Origin of the sequence: Mycolicibacterium flavescens, from assembly GCF_001722335.1 — a bacterium.
Taxonomy (GTDB): Bacteria; Actinomycetota; Actinomycetes; order Mycobacteriales; family Mycobacteriaceae; genus Mycobacterium; species Mycobacterium flavescens.
On the sequence record NZ_MIHA01000015.1, the window covers coordinates 116,280 to 130,539 of the forward strand.

The following is a 14,260-nucleotide window of genomic DNA, read 5'->3' on the forward strand; positions in this document are numbered from 1 at the left end:
GATTAGGTGGGCACTCACGCGAACTCGATCGAACCGCAACTAAACATCACCGCGGCATCGAAATCATTGATCCGGCCAATCATTGCTCGGGGTACCGGGACGCGAGCTCCTCAGCCCACTTCCAGGCGTAGCTCTTGTTCTTGCGGAAGCGAACCTTGTTGGCTACCTTTGGTATCCGCGAGATCAACTCCGAGGCTTCAAGATCCCTGATCGGGTCTTGAATGCTGCTCAGATACTCAAATCCCAGTTCGTCAGCGAGCTCGGAGAGGGCGAATTCTTTCCCGCCGCGGGCAATTCCCACCATCACCGACAGACGATGGGCCTGGCCGAACAACACGCGCGACAACTGCCGCAATTCGTTGCTTTCAGCCAGTGACACGGTTAGATCGTAACTGCAGCAATAACTACGCGTGACGCGTAACGCGTAGTAACTTTGAGCGCATGGACCAGCCGCTTCTGACCCCGAATGCGGTCGTACTGGTTGCGGTCGACGCCCTGCGGCGACACGCCGAACAGGTCGGCGCTGAATTACGCCGAGATTCATGGATTCGTCAAGCACTCATCGAGGAAGTGCTGCAGGCGCTTCCCTCCGGCCTTGCTCAACGGGCGTTACGCCGGTTAAAGCCTGACAGTCGCGGGGTAACCGAATCAGCCGCCGATGCCGTCTTCGACGACTTGACGCTGAACGGCTGGCTCGTCCCGAGAGGCGTGAGCCCTCAAGCAACGTGGGAAATCGACAGGAGCCGGCGGGATGAAATCGATGGATTGTCGGCGGCGCTCACCGAGTCAGAGCGGCGAGCAGTGGAGCGAGCAGCTCAGCGGACGATGGCCCTATCTGTCGCCTGGTCGAACAAGCTACGGGCACGGGATGAATCAAGAGCTTCGACATCGAGGTCGGCCAAGCCATAGCGGCGCCATCCATTGCCGCTGTTGATCTGCGTCGATAGACGGAATCCGCCCTTGCGTCGCTGAACGGCCTCAACGCGGACGCGGCGGCCGCGGTGGTGGCGGAACGGCGCTTCCCATCGAAGCGTGTCGGTCTCCGCCCAGTCGATGACACGGGCTCTAGACAGGGCATTGTCCATCTCGCTTGCAGTCTGAAAGCGTTGGCCGGGAACAGAATGCAAGGACTTGTTCAGGATTCGACGCAGTGATCGCGATGCCCAGATGGGGTGGCTACGCTCGGCCATCGACAGCGGAGAGACGCCTCGCAGCAGACGACGCACGACGTCAGACTTAGGGTACGCGTCATAGTCGAATCCGCCTTTGAGCAGCTCGAGCAGCACGAGCCCCATCGGATACAAGTCGCTTGCCCGGGTAAGAATGCCTGTTCCGACCAGTTCGGGCGGGCTGTACAGGGTGGGGATGTCCAGTGCCGGGGTGCGCCCGTCCTCGCCGATGCGGCCTGCGCAACCCAAGTCTCCTATCCTGGCGAGGAATTCGTCCTCGGTCAACAGGATGTTGGGGCTCTTTATGTCGCGGTGCAGGATGCCATGCACCTCGTGGAGGTGTCCCAACCCGCGCAATGCGGCTTGCACGATGCGTACTGTTTCCGTAGGGCCGAATCGCTCGCCGCGGATGAACGCGTCGGTCAGGCTGCCCCGTTTGTAGTACGGGGTGACGATCTCGATCACCCGCATCGGTTGCGGAAAGCCGTCTACAACCGGCGCAGCGAGGATCGGCACCACGTGGTCGTGCCGAATCTGTCGCAGGATTGCTGGCTCCGGCAGCACGTCATCGAGATTTGAGAGGTCGACCCGCTTTCCGACCTGCTCGCACTGCAGATTCTCATCCCACCAGACGCGCACCGGGTTGGAGCCTTCGGGCAGCGTCTGCAGGCACTCGAAGGCCAAACGGAGTGGACGGGAACGCTCGAGGCTCGGGATGTTGGGTTCACTCGGCATCTGAGCAGGCGCCGTCACGTCGTGCCTCCGACCAATGTGTAGGCAGCGGCATACGCCTCAGCCAATCCTGTCGTCCAGAACCTCGGCCGTTGGTCGAAGCCCAGCACGGCGAAGTTGAATGTGCCGAGCGACTTCGGTGGGCAACTGACCGCCGTTCCAATCGTCTCCGTGGTCAGGGTTTCATAGCCGACATTCAGCTCAGCGGCCGCGAACATGACCGCGCAGATCGCTGTTACCCGGGCGTAGACCTGGTTGTAATGCAGATTCCTGAACGCGCGCGTATGGACGAGCCCCACCGCATCTACCCGTGCGGCCTGGAGTTCCTGTTCCACCCGCTTGGCGAGGTCGCGGAGACTCTGCGCTTCGGGCAAGTCTGCAGGCGTCAGCTTAGGAGTCGTAACGGGCACTGGCGTCGCCGGTCCTTCATCGGAGCGTTCCACGACGGCCAGCAGCAGCGTCCCTGCCTCGACGTTGAACCCCGCAGCCCGCACAGATCTATTGTCCATGCCGTCAACCGCTCCGTGGTGCCGACTGGCTAACGAAATGCCACCGTGTTCTGGTCACCGCTCGAGCGAGTAGATGCTGACACGCCACCCCGGCGGGCGCGATCATTCATCGGAAATTTTGATCACTGTCGCGGTAGACGCGACCGCCCTTACTACTAGGAGTCCGGCTTGAGCGGATTGCTTCGACGTGTACGTACGTCTCGCACGTGACGTGCACCTCACACTGCGGGCTCAGAGGATGAAGTGGGACTGCTTGTCCGACTTCTCCTGATCACCAAAGCGTCGGCCATTGTCGATCAACTCCATTCGCTGTGGTCCGCAGTCAGTCCGCAGTTGATTCACATGCCGTCCGTGACACCCAACCCAACCAACACCGCTGACCTGCAGTTCCTCACGCTGCCCAACGACGTCAACTCAATCAAACTCGCTGGTGTCGTGGTTCGGGACGAAGAGGTCGTGGGTTCGAATCCCGCCACCCCGACTCGTGTGCCGCAAGTGAGAGGCCCCGACCGGTGCTCTGGTTCGGGGCCTTCTTGCTGTCAAAAATTGGCGATCAGCCCCGCCTCAAGCCTCAAAGGAGGCGTCAGGTGGAAGTCAGGCCAGGATGCCGACGCCGGGGCCGGGTTTGTTCTGCACCTTCGTGTAGACAACCACCGAGCTCAGCTCGAACACACCGATCAGGACCAGCGGCCAGACCGCGCCCCCCACGAGGCTGAGCAGAATCGGGTGCTCGCCAGGTGCGCGGTCGACCGCGAAGCGCCTACCGGCGATGTACAGGCCCTGTGAAACGATCACCCAGCCGCACAGATACAGACCTACAAAGAGTTCAACACTGAACATGTCATCGCCCCCTCGGCACACGACGTTGTAGGCGACTTACCCGCCCCACTTTAAATCCAAACCACCGCTATTGCCGCACGTCCGTGCCGTGACCCGCTGATATGGGTTTGACCGGCGCATACCCGGGTATCGAACAGGCGTGACTCTTCCGTCGACGCTTGTCGAACCTGCCCTGCCGAAGGCCGTCGGGCCGCTGTCCGCCGCGATCATCGAACTGCTGCAGCGCGGCCGCCCGTCCCTGCCTCTGCGTCCGATCGACGTGCCGATGTTCGACGCCGACCCGTACGGTCTGGACCTCCAGCTCGCGCTCTACATCTGCTACGAGTTGCACTACCGCGGTTTCGCCGACGTGAGTGCGCGCTGGGAGTGGAACCCCGCGCTGCTGCACCTGCGCGGCCGGTTCGAGGAGGCGTTCCTCGACGCGGTCCGCCAAGACGTCGGCGAGATCGGGCCCGACGAAACCGCCGAGGCCGAGATGGACAAGCTCTCGGTCGAGCCGGTCGACGGTGACGGCCCGTCCTACTACCTGCGCGACAAGGGCACCTGGGAGCAGATGCTCGAGTACTTCGTGCACCGCTCGGTCTACCACCTCAAGGAGGGCGACCCGCACGCGTTCACCATCCCGCGGCTCGCCGGCCACTCGAAGGCCGCGTTCGTCGCGGTCGAGTTCGACGAATTCGGCGGTGGCCGTGGCGATTACGTGCACCAGCACCTGTACGCGCAGCTGATGGACGCCGCCGGCCTGAACTCGTCGTACCTGGGCTATCTGGACAACGTGCCCGCCGACGCGCTGGCGTCGGTCAACCTGATGTCGCTGTTCGGCCTGCACCGCGAGCTGCGCGGAGCGTCGATCGGCCACTTCGCGTCGACCGAGATCACGTCCTCACCGGGGTCGCGGCGTCTGGTCGAGGCACTCAGGCGGATGGGCGCCCCGGATGCGTGCGTGGCCTTCTACCAGGAGCACGTGGTGGCCGACGCCGTCCACGAGCAGATCGTGCGCACCGATGTGGTGGGCGACCTGGTCGCCAGGGAGCCGCACCTGGATCGTGACGTGGTGTTCGGCATCCGCGCCCGCGATGTCGTCGAGGACCGGCTGGCCGATCACATGATGAAGTGCTGGACCGGGAACCGGTCCTCGCTACGCCGACCGCTCGACTGACGCGGTGGCCGACGCGTTCCGCTTGGCGGGCGCGTCGGCGCGTTTGCGGCACCGGTGACTGGTGTCGCACATCGGATAGTCCTTGCTGCGCCGGCACGTACAGATCGCCACCATGAATCGGTCCGAGGACACGACGCTGCCGTCGGGCATCTCGATGCGCACCGGGCCCTGCACCATCAGCGGGCCGTTGGGCACGACCCGCACGGTGCGCGGTTCGGCGTCGCTCACGGCTTGTCCGCCCGGATGACCAACAGCTCCTCCTCGCGGCGGCCGGGTTCCAGCCGGCCCGTCTCCTCCAGCCACTCGGCGCGCGAGGTCAGCACCGGGCCGAACGGGATCCACTGCCGGGCAACGATTTCGGCGTCGAGGCCACAGCTGGCGAGCGCGCCGAGCGTCTGGCGCGGATCGGAGAACTCCGATTGCACCAGCAGCAGCGAGCCACCGTGGTTGAGCAGCTGCGGCACCGACGCGCACAACGGGTCGAGCACGAGACGGCCATCGTAGCCGGCATCCCATGCCCGGGGCGGGCCCACGTACGACGGCAGCGGGTCGCAATCGGCCGACGGATCGTGCGGCACGTACGGCGGATTGCATGTCACCAGATCGAACGGGCCGAATTCGACTGCCCGCGCCCATGATCCGAGATGGACGTCGATATCGGCGCCCGCGGCGAGCGCGTTGGACCGCGCGCATCGCACGGCCTTGGGGCAAATGTCGAACGCCGTCACCGACGCGGCGCCCTGGCCGGCGGCACCGATCGCGACGACGCCGCTCCCGGTGCACAGGTCGACGACGTGCCGACCGCGCGCCAACCCGGCGCTGTCCATGACATCGATGAGCAGACGCGAATCTTCTTGGGGGACGTAAACGCCCTGGTCGGCGATAACCGGATCGCGGACATCGGTGTATGCGGTTGTCACGTCGGCCTTTCGACAAAATCTTCTGCTGCGCACAACCCGATGCGGCGCAGCACTGCCCCGAATTAATGCCCCCGTCGCGGTGAGGCTAAACGCGAGCCGCCGTTTTACCAGGCGATCCGACGGGCACCCAGCTACCGTGCAAGCCTCCGACATCGCCGCCCTGCCGATCCGTTTCGGCGCCGCCCTCCGTAGCCGCCGACTGTTCCACCCCTCGGGGGTGATGGCCGAGGGAATCCTCGAACGGGTCGCCCCCGAAGGCGACGGGCTGCCCATGCAGTCGTGCGACATCCTCGCGCGCGTCTCCAAGGGCGTCGGGTTGCCGGGCGCAGCCCCGGACGTCGCCGGGCTGGCCTGGCGCATCCCGCCGCCACCGGATCTGCGGTCGTGCGGACCGTGGGATGTGCTGTTGGCGTCCACGCTCGCAGGCAGTCGCATCGCCCTCGCGCCGGCGGCGTCCTGGACCGGCGCGACGTTCTCCAGCCTGATGCCGTTGCGCTACCACGACCGCTTGTGGTGGGTGCGGGCCCGGTTGGCGTCCGGGGTCGACGGGCCCGGGTTGTCGCTGGCCGCCATCGAGGAGGCGATCGCGACGACGAACGTGACGTTCGCGGTCGACCAGGCGCCGTCGACCGGCGGGTTCCGTCCGCTCGCGCGGCTGACGCTGCGCCACGTCGACCCCAGCTGTGATGACATCGCGTTCGACCCGGCCATGCACAGCGACCCCGAGGTCGAGTTGGCGCCGCGGTGGCTGGGCGACTTCCGCCGCTCGGCCTACCGGCGCAGCAGGCAGGGCCGCGAGGCCGAATAGATCAGGCGGTCGGTTCGCCGCCGGACTCGGCGACGTCCGGGGCGTTCTCCCGCGTCGCCATGCCGCCCTCGCCGCCTTCGTCGGTCGGGCCGGTGCGCTGAGCCTTCTGCTTGGCCCGCTCGTCGGCGTTGTCGTCGTCGTAGATGCCTTTTCCGGTGGGCATGGTCGGTCCCTTCTAGTTGGCTGCGCTGCGCAGCTTGTCGAGCAGCGGAGCGGCCGCTTCCTTGAGGAACTGCTCCTGGCCTTCGTCGCCGATCTGCACCATCGCGATGTCGGTGAACCCGGCCTCCCAGTACGCGCTGACCGACTCGACGATCGCGTCGAGGTCCGGCCCGCACGGAATCGACTCCGCGACGTCCTCGGGGCGCACGTACTGCGTCGCACCGTCGAACCCGGCGGTGGTCGGCAGGTCGGAGTTGACGGCCCAGCCGCCACTGAACCAACGGAACTGGTCGTGCGCCCGCGCGACGGCGGCGTCGCGGTCGGTGTCCCAGCAGATCGGGATCTGCCCGACGACGCGCGCGTCGCCGGGCAACCCGGTGGCCCGGCGGGCGTCATGCCATGCGTCGACGAGATCCTTGTCCGGTTGCACGGCGATCAGGTGGTCCGACAGCGGTGCGAACGTCTCGACCGACCGCTCACCGGAGACCGCGGTGGCGATCGCCACGGGTGTCTCGGGCAGATCCCACAGCCGCGCGGAGTCCACCTCGAAGTACTCGCCCTTCCAGTCGACGAGTTCACCGGTGAACAGCTCGCGGATGATCTGGATCGCCTCGCGCAGCATCTCCTGGCGGCGCGCGACGGTGGGCCACCGTTTACCGACCACGTGTTCGTTGAGGTTCTCGCCGGTGCCGAGCCCGAGTGTGAAGCGGCCGTCGGCGAGGATCTGCAGAGTGGCGGCCTTCTGCGCGACGACGGCCGGGTGGTAGCGCATCGTCGGGCAGGTCACGTAGGTGAACAGTTCGACGCGTTCGGTCGCGTGAGCCACCGCGCCGAGCACCGACCAGGCATACGGCGCGTGTCCCTGCGACGACAGCCACGGGAAGTAGTGGTCAGAGGAGACTTCGAAGTCGAATCCCGCCTCCTCCGCCGAAACCGCGTAGCGGACAAGCTCTTTAGGGCCGCTCTGCTCTGTCATCAGGGTGTAGCCGAACCGCGTCATGTGCGCGGGGTACCCGAGCCTTCGACGGCGAAAACGACTGCCGGTTCCTCACAGCCGGGCTTTGACCGCCGCCGACAACCGGGCGCCGTCGGCCTTACCGGCGGCGATCGCCGTCGCGGCCTTCATCACCAGGCCCATGTGTTTTGTGCCCGGCCGCTCCCCGATCTCCTCGGCGACCTGGGCGATGGCGGTGTCGGCCACGTCGGCGAGTTCGGCCTCGGTCAGCGGCGTCGGCAGGTACTCGTCGATGACCCGGGCTTCGGCGTGCTCGTTGGCGGCCAGTTCACCGCGGCCGTTCTGGGTGTAGATCTGGGCTGACTCGCCGCGCTTCTTGGACTCTCTGGCGAGCACCTTGAGGACGTCCTCGTCGGTCAACTCGCGGGACTCCTTGCCGGAGACCTCCTCGTTGCGGATCGCGGACAGCAGCATCCGCAGCGTCGCCGTGCGCAGCTTGTCCTGCGATTTCATCGCTGCCGTCAGGTCCGCCCGCAACCGCTCCTTGAGATCCGCCATGAGCCCAAGTTACGCCGCGCCCGACCGCCACAGGCCCTTGACGACCCCCCGACGACGTTGTCAATTCGCACCGTCCTCGACAGGATGGTGCCCATGAGTACCGACGCCGGCGGGTCCGGGACCCCAGGCCCGCCGTCTCAGTACCCACCACAACCGAACCCACCACCGGGTTACTGGCCGCCGCCGCCCGGATACGGATACGCCCCGCCTCCCGGCTACGGGCCGCCTCCGAGCTACGGGCCGCCTCCGGGATACGGGTACGCGCCGCAAAGCTGGACCCCGCCGCCGCTGAAGCCCGGCATCATCCCCCTGCGCCCGTTGACGCTGTCCGACATCTTCAACGGCGCGGTGTCCTACATCCGGGCGAACCCGAAGGCCACCCTCGGCCTGACCACGATCGTCGTGGTGATCACCCAGCTCCTCGCGCTCGTGCTGTCGGCGGGGCCGCTGGCGGCGGGCGGCGAACTGGCGCCGACGCTGACCGGCGAGCAGGTGTCGACGGGTGTGCTGATCAGCTCGTCGCTGTCGAGCCTAGCGGCGGTGGTCGCGACGGGGCTGGCGTCGATACTGCTCAGCGGGCTGCTCACCGTCGTCGTCGGCAGGGCCGTGTTCGGTTCGGGCATCACGATCGGCGAAGCGTGGCAGCGGCTTCGCAGCCGGCTGTGGGCGCTGATCGGGTTCTCTGTGCTCGAGGTGGTCGCCGCGGTGCTGCTGCTGGCCGTCGCGGTCGGATTGATCTTCTGGGTTGGGTTCGCCGCCGGTGGGCTGGCCGCCACGGTGATCGCGATCCCGGTGGTGGTCGCGACACTGGCCGCACTGCTGTTCTTCGGCACCATGCTGACCTTCGTGCCCGCGATCATCGTGCTGGAGCGCCTCGACATCATCAGCGCCGTGACCCGGTCGTTCAAGCTCGTCAAACGGGACTTCTGGCGGGTGCTGGGGATCCGGTTGCTCGCGATGATCGTCGCCCAGCTCATCGCGAGCGCGGTGGCGATCCCGTTCAGCCTCGGCGGGCAGATCATGCTGCTGTCCGTCGAGACCACCGCGCTGGCGATGCTCGCCCTAACGCTGCTGGCGGTGGGCGGCGCGATCGGCCAGATCATCACCGCCCCGTTCAGCGCCGGGGTGGTGGTACTGCAGTACACCGACAGCCGGATTCGCAGCGAGGCGTTCGATCTGGTACTCCAGACCGGTGCCGCTCACGGTCCTGCCGCCCCGTCCGATTCCACCGACCATCTCTGGCTGACCCGCCCGAACTGACGTGCCGACCATAGACATCGACAGCGATGCCGCTCATGACGCAGCGCAACGCGAACTCGCAAAGCCGATCTATCCCAAGCCTTCTCTGACCGACCGCATCGGCGAGTGGATCGACGACCTGATCTACCGGCTGGCCTCCGAAGGCGCCTCTGTCCCCGGCGGCTGGGTGACGCTGTCGGTGCTCGGTGTGCTGCTGGTGCTCGCCGTGCTGCTGGCGATCCGGACCGCACGACGGGCGGTGCGGTCCAACCGGAGCCGACCGGCGTTGTTCGACAGCCACGACATGTCCGCGGCCGAACACCGCGCCGCCGCCGAGCGCTGCGCCGAAGCGGGTGACTGGGCCGCGGCGATCCGGCACCGGCTGCGGGCGGTCGCCCGCCGCCTCGAGGAAACCGGCGTGCTCGACCCGGTGCCCGGACGCACCGCCACCGAACTCGCCCGCGACGCGGGCCGCGAACTGCCGCACCTGAACGCCGAACTCGCCTCGGCGGCGACGGCGTTCAACGACGTCACCTACGGTGAGCGGCCGGGCACCGAGACCGCCTACCTCGCCGTCGCGGACCTCGACGACCATCTCGGCACGCGCGCCGTCGCACCCACCACCGCGGACGCCGTAGCCGCCGCACCCGACGCCTGGGCCGAGGTGCGATGAGCGGACACACCGAAGCGATTCCTCGCACTCAGCGGTGGCGCACCACCCGCTGGGTACTTCTCGCGCTGGCGGTGATCATCGGATTAGGCGCTGTCACAGCGTATTTCACTGCACCACGCCCCGGCGGACACATGGACCCGACCGCGACTTCGCCGAACGGCGCGCGGGCGCTGATCACGCTGCTGCGCGAGCACGGTGTGGAGGTCGTCGAGGCCGCTGACATCGCGGCCGTCGAGGCGGCGGCGCGACCGGACACGCTGCTCGTCGTTGTGCAGACCTACCACCTCGTCGACGAGGCGATCCTCGATCGCCTCGCCGCACTGCCCGGCGACCGCCTTCTCGTCGAACCGATGTCACGCACCCGCGAAGCGTTGGCGCCGCAACTGAAACTGGGCAAGGGTGCCGCGTTCGGCGGCGGCGGACACCTGGACTGCGCCCTGCGCGAGGCGCAGCTGGCCGGCGCGGTGCAGTTCGGCGGCGCCAACGCCTACGAGGCCGACGACGACATCGCGTTGATCCGCTGCTACGGGGGCACCCTGGTCCGATTCAACGCCGACGGGCGCGACGTGACCGTCGTCGGCAATTCCGAGTTCATGACCAACGGCGGCCTGCTCAAGGAGGGCAACGCCGCGCTGGCGATGAATCTGGCCGGCACCAACCCGCGGATGATCTGGTACGCACCGCAATTCACCGAGGGCGCGGCCCAGGGTGGCGGGACGCTCGCCGACCTGATTCCCGAGCAGGTGGTCTGGCTGGGGTTGCAGCTGGTCGTGGTGGTGCTGCTGCTGGCCGTGTGGCGGGCCAGGCGGGTCGGCCCGTTGGTCGCCGAACCACTTCCGGTGGTGGTGCGGGCGTCCGAGACGGTGGAGGGCCGCGGCCGGCTGTACCGGTCGCAGCGGGCCCGCGACAGCGCGGCCGAGGCGCTGCGTGCCGCCGCACTTCAGCGGATGGCGCCGCGCCTGGGCTTCGGCGCCAACACCGACGCCGCCGCGATCGTCCAGCTGATCTCGAACCACAGCGGCGTCGATGCCCAGATCGTGACGCATACGATGTTCGGCCCGGTCCCCGCTGACGACGCCGAACTCGTCGCCCTCGCACGTGAACTCGACAACCTCGAAAGGCAGGTCGCACAGTCGTGACGGAGCCCACCCCAGACCAGGATCTCCCAGCAGAGGACGTCCCCGAGCAGGATCTCGCAGCAGAGGACGCGCCGGAGCAGGAACCGGAGGCGGATCAGGCGCCAGCGGATCAGGAGGCGGCGGATCAGGAGGCGGCGCGCACCGCGCTGCTGGCGCTGCGCGACGAGATCGCCAAGGCCGTCGTCGGCCAGGACGCCGTGGTCAGCGGGCTGGTCATCGCGCTGCTGTGCCGCGGCCACGTGCTTCTCGAGGGGGTGCCCGGCGTCGCCAAAACCCTGCTGGTGCGCACGCTCGCCGCCGCGCTGGCTCTGGACTTCAAGCGGGTGCAGTTCACTCCCGACCTGATGCCCGGCGATGTCACCGGCTCGCTCATCTACGACGCCCGCACAGCCGAATTCGAGTTCCGCTCGGGCCCGGTGTTCACCAACCTGCTGCTCGCCGACGAGATCAACCGCACGCCGCCGAAAACCCAGGCGGCGCTGCTGGAGGCGATGGAGGAGCGTCAGGTCAGCGTCGAGGGCGAGGCCCGCCTGCTGCCGGAACCGTTCATCGTGGCCGCCACCCAGAACCCGGTCGAATACGAAGGCACCTACCAGCTGCCGGAGGCGCAGCTGGACCGGTTCCTGCTCAAACTGCACGTCCCGCTGCCGAACCGTGAGCAGGAGATCGCGATCCTGGACCGCCACGTCGCCGGATTCGACCCGCGGGACCTGTCGACCGTGCAGCCGGTCGCCGGTGTCGCGGAGCTCAACGCCGGCCGCGAGGCCGTCCAGCAGGTCCTCGTGGGCGAGGAGGTACTCGGCTACATCGTCGACCTCGTTGCCGCGACCCGTAATTCGCCGTCGCTGCAGCTGGGTGTCTCACCGCGCGGAGCCACAGCGCTTTTGGGCACCGCCCGCTCGTGGGCCTGGCTGTCGGGCCGCAACTACGTCACCCCCGACGACGTCAAGGCGATGGCCCGGCCGACGCTGCGGCATCGCATCCAACTGCGGCCCGAGGCCGAACTCGAGGGCGCCACGCCCGACGGTGTGCTCGACGGCATCCTCGCGGCAGTGCCGGTGCCGCGGTAGTGGTTCTCACCGGGCGGGCCGCGCTGGTCGCAGGACTCTGCGTCCTGCCGATCACGGTGTCACCCTGGCCCGCAACCACTTTTGTCGCGCTGCTGGCCGGTCTGGCGCTGCTCGTCGGGTTCGACGCGGCGCTTGCCGGCAGCACCAGGCGGCTGACGTTCACGCGGTCCGGGGACGTCACCGCGCGGCTCGGTCAGCGGGTCGACGCGGTGCTGCTCGTCGAGAACACGGGGTCGCGGCGGGTGCGTGGGGTGATCCGCGACGCGTGGGCGCCGAGCGCGCGCGCCGAACCGCGCACCCACCCGGTGAAAGTTGATCCGGGTCAACGGGTTTCGTTGACCACCACGCTGTACCCGCTGCGGCGCGGCGATCAGGAGTCCGCGGCGGTCACCGTGCGGTCGATCGGGCCGCTGGGCATCGCGGGCCGGCAGAGGTCGCACCGGGTGCCGTGGCAGGTGCGGGTGCTGCCACCGTTCCTGTCCCGTAAGCATCTCCCGGCGCGGCTGGCCCGGCTGCGGGAGCTCGAAGGCACCACACCGGTGCTGATCCGCGGTCAGGGCACCGAGTTCGACTCGCTGCGCGAATACGTGATCGGCGACGACGTGCGCTCGATCGACTGGCGCGCGTCGGCGCGGCGCGCGGACGTGGTGGTACGCACCTGGCGCCCCGAACGCGATCAGCGGGTCGTCATCGTGCTCGACACCGGCCGCACCTCGGCCGGCCGCGTCGGTGTGGACCCCACCACCGACGACCCGTCGGGATGGCCGCGGCTGGACTGGTCGATGGACGCCGCGCTGCTGCTGGCGGCGTTGGCGTCGCGCGCCGGCGACCACGTCGACTTCCTGGCCCACGACCAGGTGCTGCGGGCCGGGGTGGTCAACGCCTCGCGCGCCGAACTGCTGGCCCGCCTGGTCGAGGCCATGGCGCCGATCGAACCGGCGCTGGTGGAGTCCGACGCCGCCGCGATGGTCGCCGCCGTCCAGCGGCGGGTCCGGCGGCACGCGCTGGTGGTGTTGCTCACCGACCTCAACGCCTCGGCGCTCGACGAGGGGCTGATGACCGTGCTGGCCCAGCTGACCGCCAGGCACAGCGTGCTGATCGCCGCGGTCGCCGATCCGCGGGTGGCCGATCTCGCGGCGGGCCGCGCCGACGCACCGCAGGTCTACAACGCGGGTGCGGCCGAGCGCAGCCGCAACGAACGCGCCGAGCTGGCGTCGCGGTTACGGCGCCGCGGCGTCGACATCGTCGACGCTGCGCCCGAGGACCTCGCGCCGGCGCTGGCCGACCACTACCTGGCGCTGAAGGCGACCGGGCGGCTCTAACCGGTCGGCACCAGGTCCGGTGCGTCCTCGAGGTCACCGGACTCACCCGCACGGGCGGCGCGGCGGCCCAGCACGAACACGTACACGAAGAAGCCGACCTCGGCGGCCACGCCGATCGCGATGCGGACCGCGGTGGGCAGCGGCGACGGCGTCACCAGCGCCTCGATCAGCCCCGAGATCAACAGCATCGCGACCAGGCCGCCGGCCACCGCCGCGATCGCGCGGCCCTGTTCGGCGAGCACCTGCCCGCGCGGCCGGTGCCCCGGCGAGATCACCGTCCACCCCAGCCGCATCCCGGCACCCGCGGCGACGAACACCGCGGTCAACTCGAGCAGACCGTGCGGGGTGATCAGGCCGAGGAAGATGTCGCCCTTGCCCGCGCCGAACATCAGCCCGGCGTTGACCCCGAGGTTGGCGGCGTTCTGCAACAGGATGTACGGAATCGGGATCCCCAGCACCACCGCGAAACCCAGACACAGCAACGCGATCCACGCGTTGTTCGTCCACACCTGCAGCGCGAACGACGCTGCGGGATGCTCGCTGTAGTACGACGCGAAGTCGTTGTTGACCAACTGGTCGATCTCGTCGGGGGTGCCGATGGTGGCGCGTACCTCCGCGCTGCCCGCCACCCACACCGCGATCACTGCCGACAGCACCAGGAACGCCGCGCCGGTGCTCAGCCACCACCATCGCGCGCGGTAGGCCACCACCGGGAACGACACGGTCCAGAAGCGGGCGAACTCACGCCACAGCGGTGCGTGCGCCCCGGTGACCGCTGAGCGCGCCTGCGCCACCAGGCCCGAGAGGCGGCCGACGAGCGCCCCGTCGGTGGAGTTGGTGCGCAGCACCGACAGGTGCGTCGAGACCCGCTGGTAGAGGTCGACCAGTTCGTCGACTTCCGCGCCGGTCAGGTGTTTGCGCCGCTTGACCAACTCTTCGAGCCGGTCCCAGGTGGGGCGGTGCGTCAGCACGAACGCGTCGACATCCACGCCTTCGGATCCTAGT

The 14,260-nt window shown here is 68.2% G+C and carries 17 protein-coding genes; 7 read left to right on the plus strand and 10 right to left on the minus strand.

The annotated features are described in order from the left end of the window. Positions 1 to 79: 79 nt before the first annotated feature. The 4 genes from BHQ18_RS19780 to BHQ18_RS19795 all read right to left on the minus strand — a co-directional run bounded on the left by BHQ18_RS19780 (position 80) and on the right by BHQ18_RS19795 (position 3,250). Positions 80 to 379, minus strand: coding sequence for a hypothetical protein (locus BHQ18_RS19780; RefSeq protein ID WP_011768395.1), 300 nt, complete (start codon positions 377 to 379; stop codon positions 80 to 82). A gap of 436 nt (positions 380 to 815) precedes the next feature. Further along, complete coding sequence (locus BHQ18_RS19785; RefSeq protein WP_234794243.1) at positions 816 to 1,922, minus strand: protein kinase domain-containing protein; 1,107 nt, start codon at positions 1,920 to 1,922, stop codon at positions 816 to 818. After that, entirely contained in the window at positions 1,919 to 2,395 is a 477-nt protein-coding gene (locus BHQ18_RS19790) for a hypothetical protein (RefSeq protein ID WP_225503735.1), read from the minus strand. Before BHQ18_RS19790 ends, BHQ18_RS19785 begins: the two co-directional genes overlap by 4 nt. Positions 2,396 to 3,004: 609 nt before the next feature. Next, on the minus strand, positions 3,005 to 3,250 hold the full coding sequence (locus tag BHQ18_RS19795; protein ID WP_205866144.1) for a hypothetical protein: 246 nt from the start codon (positions 3,248 to 3,250) through the stop codon (positions 3,005 to 3,007). A gap of 139 nt (positions 3,251 to 3,389) precedes the next feature. Here BHQ18_RS19795 and BHQ18_RS19800 point away from each other — a divergent pair, with 139 nt between their 5' ends. Then, positions 3,390 to 4,409 (plus strand): iron-containing redox enzyme family protein, encoded by a 1,020-nt coding sequence (locus BHQ18_RS19800; RefSeq protein ID WP_069415342.1) that lies wholly within the window; start codon positions 3,390 to 3,392, stop codon positions 4,407 to 4,409. Here BHQ18_RS19800 and BHQ18_RS19805 read toward each other — a convergent pair. Then, positions 4,389 to 4,637 carry a CDGSH iron-sulfur domain-containing protein gene (locus BHQ18_RS19805; protein ID WP_205866145.1) on the minus strand — a complete coding sequence of 83 codons (249 nt, stop codon included), beginning with the start codon at positions 4,635 to 4,637 and terminating at the stop codon, positions 4,389 to 4,391. The two genes, BHQ18_RS19800 and BHQ18_RS19805, sit on opposite strands and share 21 nt — an antisense overlap. Next, positions 4,634 to 5,329 (minus strand): HemK2/MTQ2 family protein methyltransferase, encoded by a 696-nt coding sequence (locus BHQ18_RS19810; protein WP_069415343.1) that lies wholly within the window; start codon positions 5,327 to 5,329, stop codon positions 4,634 to 4,636. Before BHQ18_RS19810 ends, BHQ18_RS19805 begins: the two co-directional genes overlap by 4 nt. 136 nt (positions 5,330 to 5,465) lie before the next feature. Here BHQ18_RS19810 and BHQ18_RS19815 point away from each other — a divergent pair, with 136 nt between their 5' ends. Further along, positions 5,466 to 6,137, plus strand: coding sequence for a phosphodiesterase (locus BHQ18_RS19815; RefSeq protein WP_069415344.1), 672 nt, complete (start codon positions 5,466 to 5,468; stop codon positions 6,135 to 6,137). Position 6,138: 1 nt separating this feature from the next. Here BHQ18_RS19815 and BHQ18_RS30150 read toward each other — a convergent pair whose 3' ends face one another. Genes BHQ18_RS30150 through BHQ18_RS19825 form a run of 3 tightly spaced genes read right to left on the minus strand, consistent with a single transcriptional unit; the run spans position 6,139 to position 7,812 of the window. After that, a complete protein-coding gene (locus BHQ18_RS30150) occupies positions 6,139 to 6,300 on the minus strand; it encodes a hypothetical protein (RefSeq protein ID WP_165614576.1) in 162 nt (53 codons plus the stop codon). Positions 6,301 to 6,312: 12 nt separating this feature from the next. Then, the gene (locus BHQ18_RS19820; RefSeq protein WP_069415345.1) at positions 6,313 to 7,299 is read right to left on the minus strand and encodes an LLM class F420-dependent oxidoreductase; all 987 of its coding nucleotides are present in this window, start codon (positions 7,297 to 7,299) and stop codon (positions 6,313 to 6,315) included. Between the two features lie 48 nt (positions 7,300 to 7,347). Further along, positions 7,348 to 7,812 (minus strand): GatB/YqeY domain-containing protein, encoded by a 465-nt coding sequence (locus BHQ18_RS19825; protein ID WP_069415346.1) that lies wholly within the window; start codon positions 7,810 to 7,812, stop codon positions 7,348 to 7,350. 93 nt (positions 7,813 to 7,905) lie between these two features. On the opposite strand from BHQ18_RS19825, the gene BHQ18_RS19830 reads away from it, so the two are divergent. The 5 genes from BHQ18_RS19830 to BHQ18_RS19850 all read left to right on the plus strand — a co-directional run bounded on the left by BHQ18_RS19830 (position 7,906) and on the right by BHQ18_RS19850 (position 13,255). Beyond that, complete coding sequence (locus tag BHQ18_RS19830; RefSeq protein ID WP_205866146.1) at positions 7,906 to 9,072, plus strand: hypothetical protein; 1,167 nt, start codon at positions 7,906 to 7,908, stop codon at positions 9,070 to 9,072. A 1-nt stretch (position 9,073) separates the two neighbouring features. Next, positions 9,074 to 9,724: a DUF4129 domain-containing protein gene (locus tag BHQ18_RS19835; protein WP_069415348.1), complete on the plus strand. Its 651-nt coding sequence runs from the start codon at positions 9,074 to 9,076 to the stop codon at positions 9,722 to 9,724. Further along, complete coding sequence (locus tag BHQ18_RS19840) at positions 9,721 to 10,863, plus strand: DUF4350 domain-containing protein (protein ID WP_069415349.1); 1,143 nt, start codon at positions 9,721 to 9,723, stop codon at positions 10,861 to 10,863. Before BHQ18_RS19835 ends, BHQ18_RS19840 begins: the two co-directional genes overlap by 4 nt. A 146-nt stretch (positions 10,864 to 11,009) precedes the next feature. Then, a complete protein-coding gene (locus BHQ18_RS19845; protein WP_069415389.1) occupies positions 11,010 to 11,933 on the plus strand; it encodes an AAA family ATPase in 924 nt (307 codons plus the stop codon). Then, positions 11,933 to 13,255 (plus strand): DUF58 domain-containing protein, encoded by a 1,323-nt coding sequence (locus BHQ18_RS19850; protein WP_069415350.1) that lies wholly within the window; start codon positions 11,933 to 11,935, stop codon positions 13,253 to 13,255. Before BHQ18_RS19845 ends, BHQ18_RS19850 begins: the two co-directional genes overlap by 1 nt. On the opposite strand, the gene BHQ18_RS19855 is transcribed toward BHQ18_RS19850, so the two are convergent. Further along, complete coding sequence (locus BHQ18_RS19855) at positions 13,252 to 14,244, minus strand: stage II sporulation protein M (RefSeq protein WP_069415351.1); 993 nt, start codon at positions 14,242 to 14,244, stop codon at positions 13,252 to 13,254. The genes BHQ18_RS19850 and BHQ18_RS19855 overlap by 4 nt on opposite strands. Positions 14,245 to 14,260: the final 16 nt, after the last annotated feature.

What these genes read in the sequence shown, in the direction of transcription:
- BHQ18_RS19795 (WP_205866144.1), bottom strand. Translation starts at nt 3,250, where the DNA reads ATGTTCAGTGTTGAACTCTTTGTAGGTCTGTATCTGTGCGGCTGGGTG.
- BHQ18_RS30150 (WP_165614576.1), bottom strand. Translation starts at nt 6,300, where the DNA reads ATGCCCACCGGAAAAGGCATCTACGACGACGACAACGCCGACGAGCGG.
- BHQ18_RS19820 (WP_069415345.1), bottom strand. Translation starts at nt 7,299, where the DNA reads ATGACGCGGTTCGGCTACACCCTGATGACAGAGCAGAGCGGCCCTAAA.
- BHQ18_RS19825 (WP_069415346.1), bottom strand. Translation starts at nt 7,812, where the DNA reads ATGGCGGATCTCAAGGAGCGGTTGCGGGCGGACCTGACGGCAGCGATG.
- BHQ18_RS19830 (WP_205866146.1), top strand. Translation starts at nt 7,906, where the DNA reads ATGAGTACCGACGCCGGCGGGTCCGGGACCCCAGGCCCGCCGTCTCAG.
- BHQ18_RS19840 (WP_069415349.1), top strand. Translation starts at nt 9,721, where the DNA reads ATGAGCGGACACACCGAAGCGATTCCTCGCACTCAGCGGTGGCGCACC.